General features: G+C 58.5%; 14 protein-coding genes. 7 read left to right on the top strand and 7 right to left on the bottom strand.

Annotated features, from left to right (window positions below; genetic code table 11):
* Nucleotides 1–6 precede the first annotated feature (6 nt).
* Nucleotides 7–1,524 (bottom strand): ABC transporter ATP-binding protein, encoded by a 1,518-nt coding sequence (locus SIC14_RS12095; RefSeq protein WP_412562175.1) that lies wholly within the window; start codon nucleotides 1,522–1,524, stop codon nucleotides 7–9.
* Nucleotides 1,525–2,113: 589 nt separating this feature from the next.
* On the bottom strand, nucleotides 2,114–2,587 hold the full coding sequence (locus tag SIC14_RS12100) for an SRPBCC family protein (RefSeq protein WP_412562176.1): 474 nt from the start codon (nucleotides 2,585–2,587) through the stop codon (nucleotides 2,114–2,116).
* A 110-nt stretch (nucleotides 2,588–2,697) separates the two neighbouring features.
* On the opposite strand from SIC14_RS12100, the gene dnaE reads away from it, so the two are divergent.
* Entirely contained in the window at nucleotides 2,698–6,204 is a 3,507-nt protein-coding gene (gene dnaE, locus SIC14_RS12105) for a DNA polymerase III subunit alpha (protein ID WP_412562177.1), read from the top strand.
* Between the two features lie 74 nt (nucleotides 6,205–6,278).
* Nucleotides 6,279–7,619, top strand: coding sequence for a hypothetical protein (locus SIC14_RS12110; protein ID WP_412562178.1), 1,341 nt, complete (start codon nucleotides 6,279–6,281; stop codon nucleotides 7,617–7,619).
* Nucleotides 7,620–7,657: 38 nt separating this feature from the next.
* Here SIC14_RS12110 and SIC14_RS12115 read toward each other — a convergent pair whose 3' ends face one another.
* Nucleotides 7,658–7,852, bottom strand: a complete 195-nt coding sequence (locus tag SIC14_RS12115) for a SlyX family protein (RefSeq protein ID WP_412562179.1) — start codon at nucleotides 7,850–7,852, stop codon at nucleotides 7,658–7,660.
* Nucleotides 7,853–7,921: 69 nt separating this feature from the next.
* Nucleotides 7,922–8,350, bottom strand: a complete 429-nt coding sequence (locus tag SIC14_RS12120; RefSeq protein WP_412562180.1) for a rhodanese-like domain-containing protein — start codon at nucleotides 8,348–8,350, stop codon at nucleotides 7,922–7,924.
* Between the two features lie 109 nt (nucleotides 8,351–8,459).
* Here SIC14_RS12120 and ftrA point away from each other — a divergent pair, with 109 nt between their 5' ends.
* The 4 genes from ftrA (at nucleotide 8,460) to hisG (ending at nucleotide 12,844) form a co-directional block, all read left to right on the top strand.
* The gene (gene ftrA, locus SIC14_RS12125; protein WP_412562181.1) at nucleotides 8,460–9,419 is read left to right on the top strand and encodes a transcriptional regulator FtrA; all 960 of its coding nucleotides are present in this window, start codon (nucleotides 8,460–8,462) and stop codon (nucleotides 9,417–9,419) included.
* A gap of 152 nt (nucleotides 9,420–9,571) precedes the next feature.
* Nucleotides 9,572–11,074 carry a histidine--tRNA ligase gene (gene hisS / locus SIC14_RS12130; protein ID WP_412562182.1) on the top strand — a complete coding sequence of 501 codons (1,503 nt, stop codon included), beginning with the start codon at nucleotides 9,572–9,574 and terminating at the stop codon, nucleotides 11,072–11,074.
* Complete coding sequence (locus tag SIC14_RS12135) at nucleotides 11,067–12,152, top strand: ATP phosphoribosyltransferase regulatory subunit (RefSeq protein ID WP_412562183.1); 1,086 nt, start codon at nucleotides 11,067–11,069, stop codon at nucleotides 12,150–12,152. The genes hisS and SIC14_RS12135 overlap by 8 nt, the downstream gene beginning before the upstream one ends.
* A complete protein-coding gene (hisG, locus tag SIC14_RS12140) occupies nucleotides 12,149–12,844 on the top strand; it encodes an ATP phosphoribosyltransferase (protein ID WP_412562184.1) in 696 nt (231 codons plus the stop codon). Before SIC14_RS12135 ends, hisG begins: the two co-directional genes overlap by 4 nt.
* Before the next feature lie 79 nt (nucleotides 12,845–12,923).
* Here hisG and SIC14_RS12145 read toward each other — a convergent pair whose 3' ends face one another.
* From SIC14_RS12145 to SIC14_RS12155, 3 genes are all read right to left on the bottom strand, one after another.
* Entirely contained in the window at nucleotides 12,924–14,219 is a 1,296-nt protein-coding gene (locus tag SIC14_RS12145) for a surface lipoprotein assembly modifier (RefSeq protein ID WP_412562185.1), read from the bottom strand.
* Between the two features lie 48 nt (nucleotides 14,220–14,267).
* Nucleotides 14,268–14,831: a hypothetical protein gene (locus SIC14_RS12150; protein ID WP_412562186.1), complete on the bottom strand. Its 564-nt coding sequence runs from the start codon at nucleotides 14,829–14,831 to the stop codon at nucleotides 14,268–14,270.
* A gap of 159 nt (nucleotides 14,832–14,990) precedes the next feature.
* A complete protein-coding gene (locus SIC14_RS12155; protein WP_412562187.1) occupies nucleotides 14,991–15,422 on the bottom strand; it encodes a DUF1489 family protein in 432 nt (143 codons plus the stop codon).
* A gap of 206 nt (nucleotides 15,423–15,628) precedes the next feature.
* Between SIC14_RS12155 and SIC14_RS12160 the strand changes: the two genes are divergently transcribed.
* Nucleotides 15,629–17,896: an adenosylcobalamin-dependent ribonucleoside-diphosphate reductase gene (locus SIC14_RS12160; protein ID WP_412562188.1), complete on the top strand. Its 2,268-nt coding sequence runs from the start codon at nucleotides 15,629–15,631 to the stop codon at nucleotides 17,894–17,896.
* Nucleotides 17,897–17,930 lie beyond the last annotated feature (34 nt).

The raw sequence follows: 17,930 nt of genomic DNA on the forward strand, positions 1-17,930 counted from the left end.
AGCAGCTCAGACATGGGCCACCTCCATTCCGTGGGCACCACCCATCATCAGGCCAATCTCATCCACCGTCAGGCCCTTGGCCGTGCGGATGTCGGACAGGCGGCCTTCGTTCAATGCGGCGAAGTGGTCCGAGATTTCCATCAGTTCATCCAGATCCTGACTGATACAGATCACGGCTGCACCTGCAGCTGCCAGATTCAGCAGGGACTGACGGATATCCGCCGCAGCGGCTGCGTCAACGCCCCAGGTCGGCTGGTTCACCACCAACACTTCAGGGCGCTGCAACACCTCGCGGCCGATCACAAACTTCTGCAAGTTACCGCCAGACAGCGAACGGGCTGCATTGCCCGGTCCGGGAGTGCGGACGTCAAACTTCTCGATGATTGTCTCGGCAAAGCTGCGGGCTTTGTTCCATTTCAGGAAGCCATTGTTTTCCAGCCCTTCGCGTACTGAACCGGTGAGAACTGCGTTCTCGATCAGGCTCATATCCGGCGCGGCGGCGTGGCCCAGACGTTCCTCGGGGGCGGTCAGCAGGCCCAGTTTGCGGCGTGCAACCGGCCCGAGGTTGCCGACCTCTTTGCCTTCCAGAACAATTGTGCCGGGGCTGGTGAGCAACTCACCCGACAGCGCGCCCAGCAGTTCGTCCTGACCGTTGCCTGCAACGCCACCGATGCCCAGAATTTCACCTGATCGCACCTGCATGGTGATGCCCTTCAGCGCGGTGCCAAATTCGGCAGGGGAATCGACGGAGAGGTCGTTCAATTCCAACAGGACCGGGCCGATATCGCCACCCGCGCGTTCTGGCACGTGCAGCTTGGAACCCACCATCATCTCGGCCATATCGCGGGCTGTGGTTTCGCGTGGAACACAGTCCCCCACCACTTCGCCAAGACGCAAGATGGTGGCGTTGTCACATAGGGCGCGGATCTCTTCCAGCTTGTGGCTGATATAGAGGATCGCGGTGCCTTCGGCGGAGAGTTTGCGCAGGGTTTCGAACAGAATGTCGACCTCTTGCGGGGTCAGAACCGAGGTCGGCTCGTCCATGATCAAAAGCTTGGGGTCCTGCAACAGGCAGCGAATGATCTCGACCCGCTGGCGTTCGCCGGCCGAAAGGTCCCCCACGGTGCGGAAGGGATCCAGCGGCAGCCCGTAGGTTTCCGACACCTCTTTGATGCGGCTGGCCAGATCGCCCATTTTCGGTGGATTTTCCATCCCCAGGGCAATGTTTTCGGCCACGTTCAGCGCGTCAAACAGCGAGAAGTGCTGAAACACCATCGCAACGCCCGCCTGACGGGCAGCGGAGGGTTTCACCGGGGCATATTCCTGCCCTCGCATCACCATGTTGCCACTGTCGGGTTTGACCAGACCGTAGATCATTTTCACCAAGGTCGATTTTCCGGCCCCGTTTTCGCCAAGGAGGGCGTGGACTTCGCCTTCGCCTATCTCGAACGAAACGTTGTTGTTGGCCACAACGCCCGGGTAGGCCTTGGTCAGCCCATTGAGTGTGAGTAGCGTCCCTGTCACGCGCATTTTTCCTTTCGTTGAGCGGAGTTGTCCGCTTTGGCCCTTTTTAGCGCCTGCGCCCTGCCATCGGCAATGGGCAGCGGGGAACACGCCTTACGATCATAGCACGTAAGACGTTCCCTTTTCGCGCCTCTTTGGAGGCGGTTCGCGGGGGCGCGGCGCGTGGTGCGTCCGTGCCGAATTATTGGGTGCCGGATTCCTGGGGGGTATGCAGAGCCGATCATCGCTGTGGCCGCGCCCCTGCAGGAGGCGACGTTGGCGATGGTGCCGGGGGTGGAACATGCGAGGCAGGTGACGGCCAGCAGGTCTGTGGTCTTACCCACTTCACGCAGTTCCACGCTCTCTCCTAAACGAAGAAAGGGGACATCCATGTGCTTTAAAACCTGCCGCCTTACCAAGTGTCCTGCCCTGAAAGCGCGTCTTCGATGCGGCGTAGAAAACGTGCGGGCGTCCTTGCTTGCCACGGCAGCAGAGCGGCTTTTTGCCGTCATTTCAAGAAAAAATGTCTCTGCGCTGCAGCTAAGAATGTTTCGTTGCTGAAAATTTGGGCGCAACTTTTGGACTTTTGTTAGCGCCCGTCATTGCCGCATCACCGCAACGATTTCGCCAGTTCTTCCAACTGATCGGTTGAACGCCCCCAGCCTTCGTAGAACCCCATGTTTTCATGAGCAATTCTGCCGGCTTCATCATCATGCAGGGCACGGATGATATAGCGGGTCCCCAGCACTTCGGGCGAGAGCAAAACCACCGTGGTCAGAAAGCTGCGTTTGCGCGGGTGAAACCCCGGCGAAAGGGCGTCTGTGATCACCAACATTTTTTCCGGACTGAAGTTCAGCACGCAACCGTCAGTAACCACGGACTTGCCCGAAGGTGTCCTCATACGGGCGTAGAACTCACCGCCGGGACGTGGATCAAGGCGGACTTCCTTCATCTCCACTGGTTTGGGGCAGAACCATTGCTTCAGCAGATCCGGTTCCGTCCAGCAGCGCCAGACATTGGCCGGCGTGGCCATAATCACGCGGTCGATTTCCAGATCGGCCTTGGGGTCAAAAGGCAGGAACATGGTCTATCACATCTTCGTTTCTGTTCGCTAACCTTAGCATTCAGCAAGTTCCATGCCGAGCACGGCTTTCCTGCCTTCCCCCTGCGCTGGGCGTGGCTTAGGATGCGGCCATGACTGACGCGCCTCGATTCATCCACCTTCGCACCCATACCGAATATTCCCTGTTGGAAGGGGCCTTGAGGCTGAAAAAACTGCCCGGCCTCTGCGCAGATGCAGGTATGCCAGCGGTGGCGGTGACCGACACCAACTCGCTGTTTGCGGCGCTGGAGTTTTCGGTGTCTGCGCAGGGCGCCGGGATCCAGCCCATTGTCGGCTGTCAGGTGGATGTCACCTATACGGAGGCCGTGCCGGGGGATCCACCGCCGCTGCCCGCGCCCCTTGTTTTGCTGGCCCAGACTGAAGAGGGCTACGAAAACCTTATGCGGCTTTCGTCCTGCCTCTATGTTGATGGCGACGGGCAATTACCGCAGGTGTCCGTTGCCGAACTGGAAGAGTTTTCCGCCGGTCTGATCTGTCTGACCGGTGCCGCGACAGGGCCCATCGGCCAGTTGATCCAGCAGGGTGCACGTGACAAGGCTGAGGTGCTGATGCGCAAACTGGCGGCGCTCTATCCGCAACGGCTTTACGTCGAACTGCAACGCCATCCAGGTGAGGACGGCCTGCCATCAGAGGAGCGCCTGTGCGAACGGCACTTTGTTGAAATGGCCTATGACATGGGGCTGCCGCTGGTCGCCACCAATGATGTCTATTTCCCGAAATCCGATATGTATGAGGCGCATGATGCGCTGATCTGTATTTCGGAAGGCACCTATGTGGATCAGGCCGAACCGCGCCGCCGCCTGACGCCGCAGCATTACTTCAAATCGCAGGAGGAAATGATCACCCTCTTCGCGGACCTGCCCGAAGCGATTGAGAACACGGTTGAAATTGCCCGCCGCTGCGCCTTTGGTACGTATCGGCGGGATCCGATCCTGCCGAAGTTTGCCGACGATGAGGTTGCCGAACTGCGCCGTCAGGCCAACAACGGTCTGCAGGCGCGTTTGAAGGTGATTCCCCACGCCGCCACCCTTGAAGAATATCAGGCACGCCTCGATTTTGAGTTGGACATTATCGAGGGCATGGGGTTCCCCGGCTACTTCCTGATTGTTGCGGATTTTATCCAATGGGGCAAGGATCATGGCATTCCGGTGGGCCCAGGACGGGGCTCTGGTGCGGGATCATTGGTGGCCTATGCGCTGACCATCACCGACCTTGATCCGCTGCGCTACAGTTTGCTGTTTGAACGTTTTCTTAACCCCGAGCGGGTATCCATGCCGGACTTCGATATCGACTTTTGCATGGACCGGCGCGAGGAGGTGATCAAATACGTTCAGGAAAAATATGGCCGCGACAAGGTGGGCCAGATCATTACCTTTGGTGCATTGCTGTCCAAGGCGGCGGTGCGTGATATTGGGCGGGTACTACAAATGCCCTACGGTCAGGTCGATCGCCTGTCCAAGCTGATTCCAGTGGAAGGGGTGAAGCCGCTGTCCATTGCAGACAGCCTGAAAGAAGAGCCGCGCCTGCGCGAAGAAGCCCGCAATGAGGCGGTGGTGGACCGTCTGCTGAACTACGGGATGCAGGTTGAAGGGTTGCTGCGAAACGCCTCGACCCACGCGGCCGGTGTGGTGATTGGGGATCGGCCTCTGGACCGGTTGGTGCCGCTTTACCAGGATCCGCGTTCCGACATGCCAGCGACCCAGTTCAACATGAAATGGGTCGAGCAGGCGGGGCTGGTGAAGTTTGACTTTCTGGGCCTGAAAACCCTGACTGTGATTCAAAACGCCGTTGATCTGATCAAGAAAAACGGCCGTCACCTGCATATTGGCCCTGATGGAACCGAACTTTATGAGCCGCCAGAAGGGGCGGTGGATGACATCGGGGCGATCCCGCTGGACGATGAGGTCACCTATAAGCTCTACGCCAGCGCCAAAACCGTGGCGGTGTTCCAGGTGGAATCCGGCGGCATGATGAGTGCGCTGCAGCAGATGAAGCCCAACTGTATCGAAGATATTGTTGCGCTTGTGGCGCTTTACCGGCCGGGTCCGATGGAAAACATCCCCACCTATTGTCAGGTGAAGAACGGTCAGAAAGAACTGGAATCCGTCCACCCGCTGATCGACCACATCCTTGAGGAAACGCAGGGCATCATTGTTTATCAGGAGCAGGTGATGCAGATCGCCCAGGTCATGGCGGGCTACTCGCTTGGCGGTGCGGACCTGTTGCGCCGGGCGATGGGTAAGAAAATCAAAGAGGCGATGGACGCCGAACGCCCGAAGTTTGAAAAGGGCGCGGCAGAAAACGGAGTGCCGAAGAAAAAGGCCAGCGAGGTCTTTGATCTTCTTGAGAAATTCGCCAACTACGGCTTCAACAAATCGCACGCGGCCGCCTATGCGGTGGTCAGCTATCAGACGGGTTGGCTGAAGGCGAACCACCCGGCCGAGTTTATGGCCGGTGTGATGAACTGCGATATCCATCTGACCGACAAGCTGGAGATCTACGCCGAGGAGGTCCGGCGCGGACTGAACATCACCATTGTGCCGCCCTGTGTGAACCGGTCTCTGCCCACCTTTGACGTTGTGGACGGGGAGCTGATCTATGGCATGGGCGCGCTGAAAAACGTCGGGATGGAGGCGGTGAAGCTGATCTCCGACGCGCGTGAAGGCAAGCCGTTTGCAACCCTTTTTGATTTCGCCCGTCGGGTGGATCTGAAAAGGGTTGGCAAAAGGCCGCTGGAGATGCTGGCGCGGGCCGGTGCTTTTGACAAAATCGATCCGAACCGGCGCCGCGTCTTTGACAGCCTCGATAAGTTGGTCAGCTATTCAGCCGCGATCCATGAGCAGCGCAATTCCAATCAGGTGTCGCTGTTTGGTGAGGCGGGCGACGATCTGCCAGAACCGCGCCTGTCGCCGGTGGAGGACTGGGTGCCTGCTGACAGGTTGGGCGAAGAACATAAGGCAGTTGGTTTCTACCTTACTGGCCACCCATTGGATGACTATCTTCCTGCCTTGAAACGAAAAAAACTGCTGACCCTCGAAGGGCTGCGCCTCAAGGCAGAGGCCAACGGCGCTGCTTCCGAACGGGTTGGTGTTCTGGTGTCGGGGTTGCAGGAACGCAAATCCGGGCGCGGAACACGGTTCTTCCGGATGAATATTTCCGACCCTACCGGACAGGTGGCAGGCATGGTGATGTTCCCTGAAGATTTTGATAAGGTGCGCGCAGTGTTTGACCAGACCAACCACGTCATCATGACGCTGGAGGCGCGGTTTAACGACGGCCAGTTTGACCCGATGGGCCGTTCGGTGATGAGCCTCGACAATTTCGTTGCAGATGCGGGCAATATGGGGTTGAAAATCTTTGTTGAGGATGCGGGCGCTATCCCGTCGGTGGCCTCGATTCTGGAAGGCGCAAGGGAAACCGCGCGCAATGCCGGGCGTGGCCCGATCCGGTTTACCTTGATGAATCCCGAATTGCCGGGAGAGGTCGATATCGACACGGATCAAGAGTTCCCGGTGAACCCGCAGATAAAAGGGGCGATCAAATCCCTCAATGGGGTACTGGAAGTCGAGGAGATCTAACCCTCTCGAATCGCAGCATTTGATTCGCGCGAATCACTCGTGTAGGGTGCTCGCGGGGATCAAGGGGACGGATCATGACCACTCGCAAATCTACGCGTGCCAGGGCTGGCGTCATTCCTGGCTGCTGTGCTTCGGTGTTGTGCCTGTCACTGACGGCCTGCGCAGATCCCTTGGCCCGCGTGGAACTCCTTGAAGACGTAACGCTTGCCGCTGAAAGCGGCGAGGGGGTGGCGGCGCTGCCCAGCAACGTGGAAGCGGAACGCGATCTTGGTCTGTTTGCCCGCCTGATGGGCGGAGATGTGGCGGAGGCCCCTGAAGGGGAGGTCACAACGGAAGCGGTTGAGATAGGCGAACCTGTTGCCCCGCTGGGTGAGACGCATGAGATTGAGGAAAGCCAAGGTTCTGAGAAGAAAGGGCTATTTTCTTTCTTGAAACCCAAAAAGTCGGCACCCGAGGAAACCGCAGTTGAGGCCGTTGAGACAGAGGACCAAAACAGCACAACGAGCACTACGGCCGGCTCGCAGGCTGAAACAGATGCGGCCCCCGCTGCACCCGCCGTTACCAGCGAGACGCGCAAGCCCCTTTTCGGATTTCTGAAGCGCAAGCCAAAGACCACAGTCGTTGAGGTCGCAGAGCCGGTTCCGGACGACGCGGCGGCCCTGATCGCAGAGGCGAAGGACCCTGCGTCGGTTGAACCTTCCGAGTCGCTGGTTGCTGAGGCAGAAGAGGCCAAGGATAAGAAGGGGTTGCTCGCCTGGTTGCGCAAAGAGAAAGGGGCACCGACCAAGCAAGATGCCGCGCCGGAAGATAGCTTGCCTGAGGTGCAAACTGCCAGCCTGTCGCCCGCGCTGGGCGCAACCCGCAAAGACACACCTGGCCTGTTTTCCATCTTCCGCAGCACACCCAAAGATGCGCCGAAACCCACGGGCATTCCGTTTGGCACTCGCGTTGCTTTTGGCAAGGCCGCACCGCTGTGTGACTATCCCAAATCGCAGCTTGGGGCGCTTGTTGCGCAGTATCCGGAAGACAAACCTGTCTACCGTCTGTACGACAGCCAGCCTGGTGAAAAGGCGGCACATGCCTTTTATATCAAGGGCTTTGCGGATGGATGCCTGCGGCAGGTCACGGCTTCTGTTGCGGTCTTCGGCTCGGTGGATATGCACGAGCAGCTGCGTTACGGGCTGCCGGCGGATCTGCATCCCTATAGCGACACCGACAAGGCCTATGAGCAGTTGAAACGCAAGGTTTGCGGTGTTGGAAAGAAAAAGCCCTGTGGTGAGAAACTGCCGCTACTGGCCCCCAACACCGTTTTCCTAAGTCTCTATGACAGCTACGGAAATTCGCAGGACTGGGCGAATTTGCTGCTGCATGATGGGCGGGTGATGGCTAAGGATCTGAAGTCCGGCGACATTTGAACGCCTGTTAAGCCTTAATTTAAGCCTTATTTTTAGCCTTAATAATGTGGCGGTTTTTCTGGGCCGCCGTAGATATGGCTGCCGGCGTCCGCTTCGCGCTGGGCCTCACGCTCCATCAGAAGCACAACCCGACGGGTAAGCAGTTCAATCTCACTGGCCTGAGCTGCAACAACGTCCGAGAGGTCCTCGACCGTGCGGGTCAGATGGGCGAGCTGTTCTTCCACTTTTTGCATGATCGGCCTCTCAGGTTGCTGAGGCGCGCATAACATGTGGGGCGGGGTTTTGAAATCCCCGCCGTTGGTTCAGGCGTCCACCGTTTTGACGCTGCTGGGGTCGATGCCGGTTGCCAGTTTGAAGCCTTCGTCCAGCCAGCCTGTGACCCCACCGATCATTTCCTTCACTGGCAGGCCAAGCCGGACCAGCCGCACGGCGGCCTTGTTGGCGCCATTGCAATGCGGACCGGCGCAATAGGTGACAAAGAGCGTGCCAGCCGGCCATTCGGCCATCCTGCGCGTGGTGATTTTACCATGCGGCAGGTTGATGGCGCCGGGCACATGGCCCTCGGCGTAAAGCTGTGGACTGCGCACATCGAGCAGCACAAAATCCTCTGCACCGCTAAGGAGGCTCTCATGGGTGTCCCAGCAATCGGCCTCAAACGTCAGGCGGGCTTCAAAATAGGCCTGCGCAATATGGGACGGGGCGGCGGGAACGGCAGCGACGGGACTGGGCATGTTGGTTTTCCTTTCCGTGAATTGACCCCTGCAATATGTCCGCTTGCCAATTGGCTGCGTGAGAGGCAAAATTACCCATATGCGGTCATTAATTGCCAAAGAGCGTGAGATGCCAGAAAATCCTCCCCTTGTTTGTATCGTCGCCTACGACGGGCTGTGCACGTTTGAGTTTGGCATTGCGGTCGAATTGTTCTCGCTGCCGCGGCCGGAGTTTCCACACTGGTATCGTGCCGAGGTGATTGCCGCCGATGACGGCTTGATGCAGGCGACGGGAGGTATCCAGGTGGCCACGGACGGCGGGGTGGATCGGCTGGCGGAGGCCGATTTGATCCTGCTGCCGGGTTGGCGTGGGGCAGGGGAGCCGGTGCCGGAACCGCTGGCAGATGCCTTGATCGCGGCCGAGGCGCGTGGGGCGCGGCTGGCGACGATTTGCTCTGGCGTTTTTGTGTTGGCACAGATCGGGCTGCTGAACGGTAGGCGGGCCACAACCCACTGGCGTTATGCGGAAGTTTTGGCAGATCGCTATCCCGAGGTCGCGGTGGACCCTGATGTTCTGTTTGTTGAGGACGGGCCCTTTCTGACCTCCGCCGGATCAGCGGCTGGGTTGGATATGGGGCTGCATATCATTCGTCAGGACTTTGGCGCAGAAGTGGCCAATCAAGTGGCACGGCGGCTGTGTCTGCCGGCGCGACGCGATGGCGGGCAACGTCAGTTTGTGCCGATGCCGGAACCGGTGGCGCGCACGGGGGGCATTGCGCCGTTGCTGGATCAGATCCGTGTTGCCCTGAATGAGGATTGGCCTTTGGCGCGGATGGCCACGGTCGCCGGCATGTCTAATCGAACCTTGGCACGGCGGATGGAAGAGGCCACAGGGGAAACTCCCAAGGCCTGGCTCAGACGGGCGCGGGTGGCGCGGGCTTCGGATCTGTTGGAACGTTCGGATCTGACGCTTGATGATGTTGGTGTGGCCTGCGGCTTTGGCTCCCCTGAAACTTTCCGACGAGATTTCCGGCGCATTTCGGGGCTGGCGCCCTCGGCCTATCGGGCGCGATTTCGGGTGACGGCCTGAGTGCCTGCGTAACAGGCCTGTAACAGTGCAGCCCCAAAGCCCCGATTGCGTCCCAAATATCGGCCAATCTTGCCCTGATCCCCTTGCAATGCTTGCCCCCCCGCGCGGCATCCGATAGACGCGAGCGCGACATTAGCCGCAAGGACAAAGCAATGGCCAAGCAGAAGAAAGCCCCCCGCCCTAAGGCCGTCACGCCAAAGGGCTTCCGCGACTATTTCGGCACCGAGGTGACCGAGCGCAGCGAAATGCTGCAGAAGATCGCCGGGGTCTATCATCATTATGGCTTTGAGGCGCTGGAATCGGCGGCGGTGGAAACCGTTGAGGCGCTGGGCAAGTTCCTGCCCGACGTGGACCGGCCGAACGAAGGTGTCTTTGCCTGGCAAGAGGCAGATGAGAACGACAAGGGCGATTGGATGGCCCTGCGCTACGATCTGACCGCGCCTTTGGCCCGCGTCTACGCGCAACACCGCAACGACCTGCCCAACCCCTATCGCCGTTTTGCGATGGGGCCGGTTTGGCGCAATGAAAAACCTGGACCGGGGCGCTATCGCCAGTTCTACCAGTGTGACGCCGATACCGTTGGCACCAACTCGATGGCGGCTGACGCTGAGATCTGCATGATGCTGGCCGACACGCTGGAAGCCGTGGGCATCCCGCGCGGTGACTATCTGGTGCGCGTCAACAACCGCAAGGTTCTCAATGGCGTGTTGGAGGCGATGGGCCTTGCTGAAGCGGACCCCAAACGTGACGACGTGCTGCGCACCATCGACAAGTTTGACAAGGTTGGTGCCGAAGGCGTGCGTCAGCTGCTGGGCAAGGGGCGTCTGGATGCCTCCGGCGCCTATATCGACGGTGTTGGGCTGGAAGAGGCGCAGGCAGAACCTGTGATTGCCTTCCTGACCTCCAAAGCGGACGATGTGGCGGGCACCATGGAAAATCTGCGTGCCGCCGTGGGCGATAGCAAGATCGGCCAGGACGGTATTGCCGAGCTGGAACAGATCGGCGCCTTGCTGGCGGCAGCGGGGTATAGCGACGATCAGGTTCTGATCGACCCGTCGATTGTGCGGGGTCTGGGCTATTACACCGGTCCGGTGTTTGAGGCAGAACTGACCTTTGAAATCCTCGATGAAAAAGGCCGCAAACGTCAGTTCGGCTCGGTTGCGGGCGGCGGTCGTTACGACGGTTTGGTCAAACGTTTCACGGGGCAGGAAGTGCCTGCGGTTGGTGTGTCCATCGGTGTCGACCGTCTGCTGGCAGCGTTGCGCGAAAAGGGCCGCAAGGGTGGTACACCCGCCGGTCCCGTTGTTGTGACCGTGATGGATAAGGCCCGCATGGCCGACTATCAGGCGATGGTGTCCGAGTTGCGTCAGGCCGGCATCCGGGCTGAGGTCTATCTGGGCAACCCCAAGAACTTCGGCAACCAGTTGAAATACGCGGATAAACGCAACTCTCCGATCGCCATCATTGAAGGTGGGGATGAGAAAGAGAAGGGTGTGGTGCAGATCAAGGATCTGATCCTTGGCGCGAAAATTGCGGAAAGCGCCACTCTGGAAGAGTGGAAAGAACGCCCCAGTCAGTTTGAGGTCGCTCGTGGTGATCTGATCGCCAAAGTGCGCGAGATCCTTGCGTCGCAACAGGATGAGAGTGATGCCTGACCGGATCGAAATCCGCGCCCGCGCGACTGCCCTGCGTGCCTCATTTGAGGCGGCTGGGGCACAGCTGGTGGAAACCGATATTCTGCAACCGGCTGAGGTGTTGTTGGACCTCTATGGCGAGGATATCCGTGGCCGTGCCTATGTGACCTCGGACGCGATGCGGGGCGAACAGATGCTGCGCCCGGACTTCACCGTACCGGTGGTGCAAATGCATATGGCCCACGGCGCCGAACCCGCGCGCTACACCTATTCGGGCGAAGTGTTCCGCCGTCAGGAAGACGATCCTGAACGCGCCAACGAATATACTCAGGTGGGCTATGAGGTCTTTGATCGGGAGAACCCGATTGAGGCCGATGCCGAGGTCTTTGCTGTCATCAAAAACGCGCTGGGCAACCAGCCTCTGCGCGCAGCTACGGGTGACATTGGCATTCTGCGGGCCGCTGTCGAAGGTTTGCAGACAACCGAACGTCGAAAGGCGGCGCTACGGCGTCATATCTGGCGTCCGCGCCGGTTCCGCGCATTGATTGATCGCTATGCAGGTCGGGCCGATGTGCCTGCGGCCCGTTTGGCCCTGCTGGCGGCGGAAGATCCTTTTGCGGCAGCGGGCCCTGAAATCGGTCTGCGCAGCCGCAGCGAAGTTGAGGCGCGTATCCAGGCGTTGCGCGAAGACGCCGCCGCCGAACCGTTGGCTCCGCGTGAGGTCGCCCTGATCGACGCCATTCTGTCGGTGCGGGAGACCCTGCCGAACGCTTTGGAACAGCTGCGCGACATCGCCGTGGATCTGCCCGCCATTTCGGCCTCGGTCGAGGGGTTGTCGCGTCGGATGAAAGCGCTGGAGAAGCGCGGGATCGATGTGACGACCTTGGATTTCGAGGCCAGCTATGGCCGCACCTCGATGGAATATTACGATGGTTTCGTGTTTGGTTTTCATGCTGCCAGCCGGCCTGATTTGCCCGCTGTGGCGACCGGCGGGCGCTATGATGCGCTGTGTCGCGTCTTGGGGCAGGGCCGTGTTATTCCCGCCGTCGGCGGTGTCATCCGTCCGGATCTTTTGATCGCATTGGAGGCAGGCAAATGAGCGTGAAGCTGGGTGTGCCCTCCAAGGGGCGGCTGATGGAGAAGACCTTTGATTGGTTTGGCGAACGGGGCATTGCCCTGTCACGCACCGGTTCGGATCGTGAATACGCAGGCAAGGTCGAAGGCATCGGCGGTGTAGAACTTGTGTTGCTGTCTGCCGGGGAGATCCCGCGCGAACTGTCGGCCGGACGCATTCATCTGGGGGTTACCGGCACGGATCTGGTGCGCGAGAAGCTGGGCCAGTGGGAACAGCAGGTCGAAACGCTGGCCGAGCTGGGATTTGGCCACGCCGACCTGATCCTTGCTGTGCCGAACGCTTGGGTGGATGTAGACAGCCTCGACGATCTAGATGCAGCAGCGGCGGCTTTCCGTGTGGCGCATGGTTTCCGTCTGCGGATCGCAACCAAGTATCACCGTCTGGTGCGGGACTATCTGCGCGATCACGGTGTGGCGGATTACCAGTTGGTCGACAGCCAAGGGGCAACCGAAGGCACCGTAAAGAACGAAACCGCCGAAGCCGTGGCCGATATCACCTCCACCGGAGACACGTTGCGGGCGAACCATCTGAAGATTCTCTCGGATGCCACGATCCTGCGGTCGCAGGCGACATTGTTCCGATCCCGCGTAGCCCCGGCCAATGACGCAGAGCGCGCGACGATCAAAGAGCTGGGTAAGCTGCTGAAAGTAGACTGAGATTTGCCCCCCCCTTCGCGCTTTCTTTTGCGAAGTGGGGGGATCGCAGCCAGCATAGCAGACCTAGATAGAAACTTCCTTAAAACGACACATTCAAGCCAATCGAACAACTGGTTATGTCATGGCTGTAAAGGTCAACATTTGAACGATTGCGATGCGCAGAGCAGCCGAATTCCGGCTGATAGCCTAAAAATTGCATCTTTGGCAGTCGGACCTTTGCTGAAACCCCGTAATATTGATCTTCACGGTTGTGTGGCGAAAGCGGTGCGGGGCCAAGGAATGTGCGTTGGCCAAAGTAGGCCTGAAATTGCCCGACAAGGTTGGTGGAGAAACGCTGATTGAGCGTATATTGAAGTGAAACGCCGTTGTGGGCGAGATGCGGCGCTTCAGTGCCCGTGTGTTCCAAACTCAAGCGCAGGCCGTGCAAACGATCCTTCGTAAGCGCTTTATCGACCTGTATCGCAGCGGAAATGACAGAGTCATCTTTATGCTTATCTGTTTTGTAGCGCCGGGCTTCGGTATTCACTTCGAGGGTGAGAACGCTATTTTTGGTGCGGTTTCGCTTGAAGGCAGCACCAAAACCAAAGGCGCGATAGTCCGACCCGTCCTCCGCTTTTAAATCGCGTAGTGAAATCCAGCGGCGCACGGTTTTGTGCTGCCACCGATGAGACCATTCCAACGTCCCAGCAACACTACGTTTGTCGAGCTCTCGGTAGATTGGGTACCAGAGCTGATCAATCTGACCGGTTAAAGTGAGCGCCCGTCCGGCGGCATGTTGCCAGCGGTACTGGATGGTCCCATTGGCATTGTAGCCGGTTCCAGACTGTGCTTTTGAAGCCTCTCCAACCTGAAGGTCGCCAATGACGGTATCGAAACTTTCAAAAAAAGTGCCGCTGTTGATGTTTGTCGAAGGGACGGCTTTAATGCCAGCGGTGAACCGGAGAGGTTGGTTTTTTTTAATCTGTGCAATTCGCGCGATGTAGCTTTGCCGCAGCACCGGATTTGTCTCAATTAGAAGCAGCCTCATGAGAACTTTGCGTGCTTCATTACCTTGTTTCGTCAGCACCAAGGAATCTGCAAGTTCCCGCAGAACGTCCAAATCTTCTGGGAATTTGTTCTGGGCTTGTCTCAGAAGCGATAGGCAAACGCCCAGATGGCCTTGCGCTTTGGCGATGCGGGCCTGGAACAAGAGCTTTTGGCTGTCGGTCGCCCCGGCTGAAACAAGCAAATCACGGGCGTCGCTAAACCGACCCTGATTGATCAGCGCTGCCGTGGTTTCATTCAGGTTTTGTGTAGGGATCGTGTTTGCCATTGCACCAGTGGCCAACAGTGCCGCCAAAACGACACCGCAGCTTGCCAAGGCAATACGGCCCATGAAACCATCCATGGGCCGATTGATTTTATGGTTGTTGTTCATAAAAACTTAGTTGCGTGTCCCGACAAAACCGCCGGCCAATGTGGCGGTAGCGCTAGAACCGTGGAACACACCGATCAGACCAGTGGCGCCAATTTCGCCAGAAACCGTGGCGTCCAACCGGTCAAATGGGCCAGAGCCTGAGGCCCCTCTCGGATAGGTGACCTCAACTGTGCCGCCCAAAGCTGTGCCTTGGATGGTGGCATCGAAGTCAACATAGGTTGTGTCACCAGTCAGCGTCCCTCGGTCGAAGTCGGCTGTCAGTGTCGTGGTGCCCGTTAGTTGGTTGGGATACCCAGAGATAAGGGTTTGAGTGCGCTCCACCCCTGACACAACCGCCACACCATAATTTGTTGCATAGGTCGCCGTTCCGCTGGTGACGGCGGCACCCACGTTTGCATTGCGATACCCGGCAGCGGCCACAGCTTGGCCCTGGGTCGTGTCAAGCCCAGTGACATAGGCCGCGGTGCCCACAGCGTTGGATACGAATCCATTAGTTTCATTGCTGAGAAATGCATTGACCTGCGTGCCACTTACAGAACCTACATAGGAAGTTGTAGGGCTATTACTCATGCAAGCGCTTAGGCTTGCTGTTGCAACAAGCCCGGTTAGGGCCTTGATAACCAAATTCATTTTTGCCTCGAACAGAAAAGTACGGGCGGACGCTACCCAAAAGTATGTAGGGTCACAATAGGTAGTTTATCATTCGGGCATCGCCACCAGTAGGTGTTGTTACAGCACCCCGATTTCCGCCAGGGCTGCGGACAGTTCGGCGGGGAGAGAATCGTCGCTTTGTTTGCCAGCAGTCATGTCGGGGGGGCTGTCTTCGGGCTTCAGATAGCGCCAGCCCTGGAACGCACGGCGCGGGGCAGGGGAGGTGCGGTGCACCTCTGGGTCGAGGACAATGGCACAGCGCCGGATCCCGTCCTGGCCAATCACCTCATCCAGGCGCAGAATTTTCTGGCGGGCCTGAACCACACCTTTGATAACCCAGTAAATCGATCCACCGGACAGGATCTCTTTTTCGCGCTTTGGCCACATCCGGGTGACGTGTCGCGGCAGCCCGTCAGGGGTTTGAACCTGCGGGATTTTTTGCCATTCCGCCAGATTTTCGACACTCTCCGTGCCGACGCTGAGCTTGATCAGGTTGGTATAGTTGTCCACAGGAATTCCACAGAGTCGTCCAAAGAGTTGCCATCATATGGTGGTTTTCAAAATTCTTCAAACTAGGTCTTGTGGTGTCGCGACAAAAAAATCTAGAACGGATGTGTGTTAGGCGTTGAGGATTTCACGGCGTCTGTTGTATCCAGTGTGCCTGTTAGCCCGCCAAGACAAATCTCTGCGCCCAAGCCCACACGAAGGACCAAAACATGACTCGTTTCGCCGCGCCCATCTCCGAACAGATCTGGGATATGAAGTACCGCCTGAAAGAACAGGACGGCAGCCCAATCGATCGGAGCGTGGAAGACAGCTGGCGGCGGATTGCGCGGTCTTTGGCGCAGGCGGAAAAGAAGCCCGAGATCTGGGAAGATAAGTTTTACAGCGCGCTGGAAGATTTCAAATATCTGCCTGCAGGCCGCATCACCGCAGGCGCGGGCACCGGACGCAGTGTGACCCTGTTCAACTGCTTTGTCATGGGCACCATTCCGGACAGCATGTCGGGCATTTTCGACATGTTGAAAGAGGCCGCGCTGACCATGCAGCAGGGCGGTGGCATCGGCTACGACTTCTCGACCATTCGCCCCAAAGGTGCTCCCGTGGCGGGCGTTGCGGCTGACGCCTCTGGCCCGCTGTCTTTCATGGACGTCTGGGACGCCATGTGCCGCACAATCATGTCGGCAGGCTCGCGCCGTGGCGCCATGATGGCGACCATGCGCTGTGACCATCCTGATGTTGAGGATTTCATCACCGCCAAATCCGACAGCGCCCGTCTACGCATGTTCAACCTGTCAGTGCTGGTCACTGATGACTTCATGGAAGCGGTGAAGGCAGACGGCTCTTGGGAGTTGAAATACGACGGCAAGGTCTACCACACCGTTCAAGCGCGCGATCTGTGGAACAAGATCATGCAGTCGACCTATGATTTTGCTGAACCCGGCGTGATCTTCATCGACCGGATCAACAAGGCCAACAACCTCAGCTACGTGGAAACCATCGCGGCCACCAACCCTTGTGGTGAACAGCCGCTGCCGCCTTATGGCGCTTGTCTCCTCGGCTCCATCAACTTGGCGCGTCTGGTTGCGAACCCGTTTGAAAAGGGTGCAGCGCTTGATCTGGAAGAGATGAACGCGCTGGTGGCAACTGCGGTGCGTATGATGGACAACGTGGTGGATGTGTCCCAGTTCCCGCTGCACGAACAGGCGCAGGAAGCGCAGAACAAGCGTCGCATTGGTCTGGGTGTCACTGGTCTGGCCGATGCGCTGCTGATGGTCGGTCTGGAATACGGCACCGATGAGGCCGCCGCGCAATGTGAAGAATGGCTGCGCCAAATCGCGCGTTCCTCCTATCTGGCGTCGGTAGAACTGGCCAAGGAAAAGGGCGCCTTCCCACTGTTCGACAAGGACAAGTATCTGGCCTCCGGCACCATGCAGATGATGGATGACGATGTACGTGACGCCATTGCCGAACACGGCATTCGCAATGCGCTGCTGACCTCCATCGCACCCACCGGCACCATCTCTCTCTATGCCGGCAACGTGTCTTCGGGGATCGAGCCGGTCTTTGCCTACAGCTACACCCGCAAGGTGCTGCAGAAAGACGGCTCACGTACCGAAGAGGAAGTGGTGGACTACGCGGTGAAAATGTACCGCGACAAGTTTGGTGAAAATGCCGAACTGCCCAGCCATTTCACCAACGCCCAGACGTTGGCTCCGCTGGCCCACGTCAAGATGCAGGCGGCGGCGCAGAAATGGGTCGACAGCTCCATCTCCAAGACCATCAACTGCCCCGAAGACATCAGCTTTGAAGCGTTCAAAGAGGTCTATATGGAGGCCTATGAAACCGGCTGTAAGGGCTGCACCACCTATCGCCCCAATGACATCACCGGTTCGGTCCTGTCGGTCAGCGAAAGTGAAGAGAAAACGCCTGAGGTCGATGCCGGCGCAGATGTGATCTACATGGCGGAGCCGCTGGATCGTCCTGAAGCGCTGGAAGGCCACACCTACAAGCTCAAGTGGCCGGATTCGGAACATGCGATCTACCTGACCATCAACGATGTGATCATCGGCGGTCATCGGCGTCCGTTTGAGGTCTTCATCAACTCCAAGAACATGGAGCACTACGCCTGGACGCTGGCACTGACCCGCATGATCTCGGCTGTGTTCCGGCGCGGCGGCGATGTGAGCTTTGTGGTGGAAGAGCTGAAGGCGGTCTTTGACCCCCGTGGCGGCGCTTGGATGCAGGGCAAATACATCCCCTCGATCCTGGCCGCGATTGGTGGTGTGATCGAGGAACACCTGATCCGCATCAACTTCATTGAAGGTGAAGGCATGGGGCTGAAATCCGATCCGCAGGCCGAGGTTATGGCCGTTGGCGAAGCCCCCCGTGGCAAAGCCTGCCCCAGCTGCGGTCAGTTCGATCTGCAAATGGTCGAAGGCTGCATGACCTGCATGAGCTGCGGCCACTCCAAATGCGGCTGATTTGACGACGGATTTCACATGGGGATGTGGTGTA

The sequence above is a fragment of the Thalassobius sp. MITS945101 genome, assembly GCF_047123305.1.
Classification (GTDB): domain Bacteria; phylum Pseudomonadota; class Alphaproteobacteria; order Rhodobacterales; family Rhodobacteraceae; genus Thalassobius.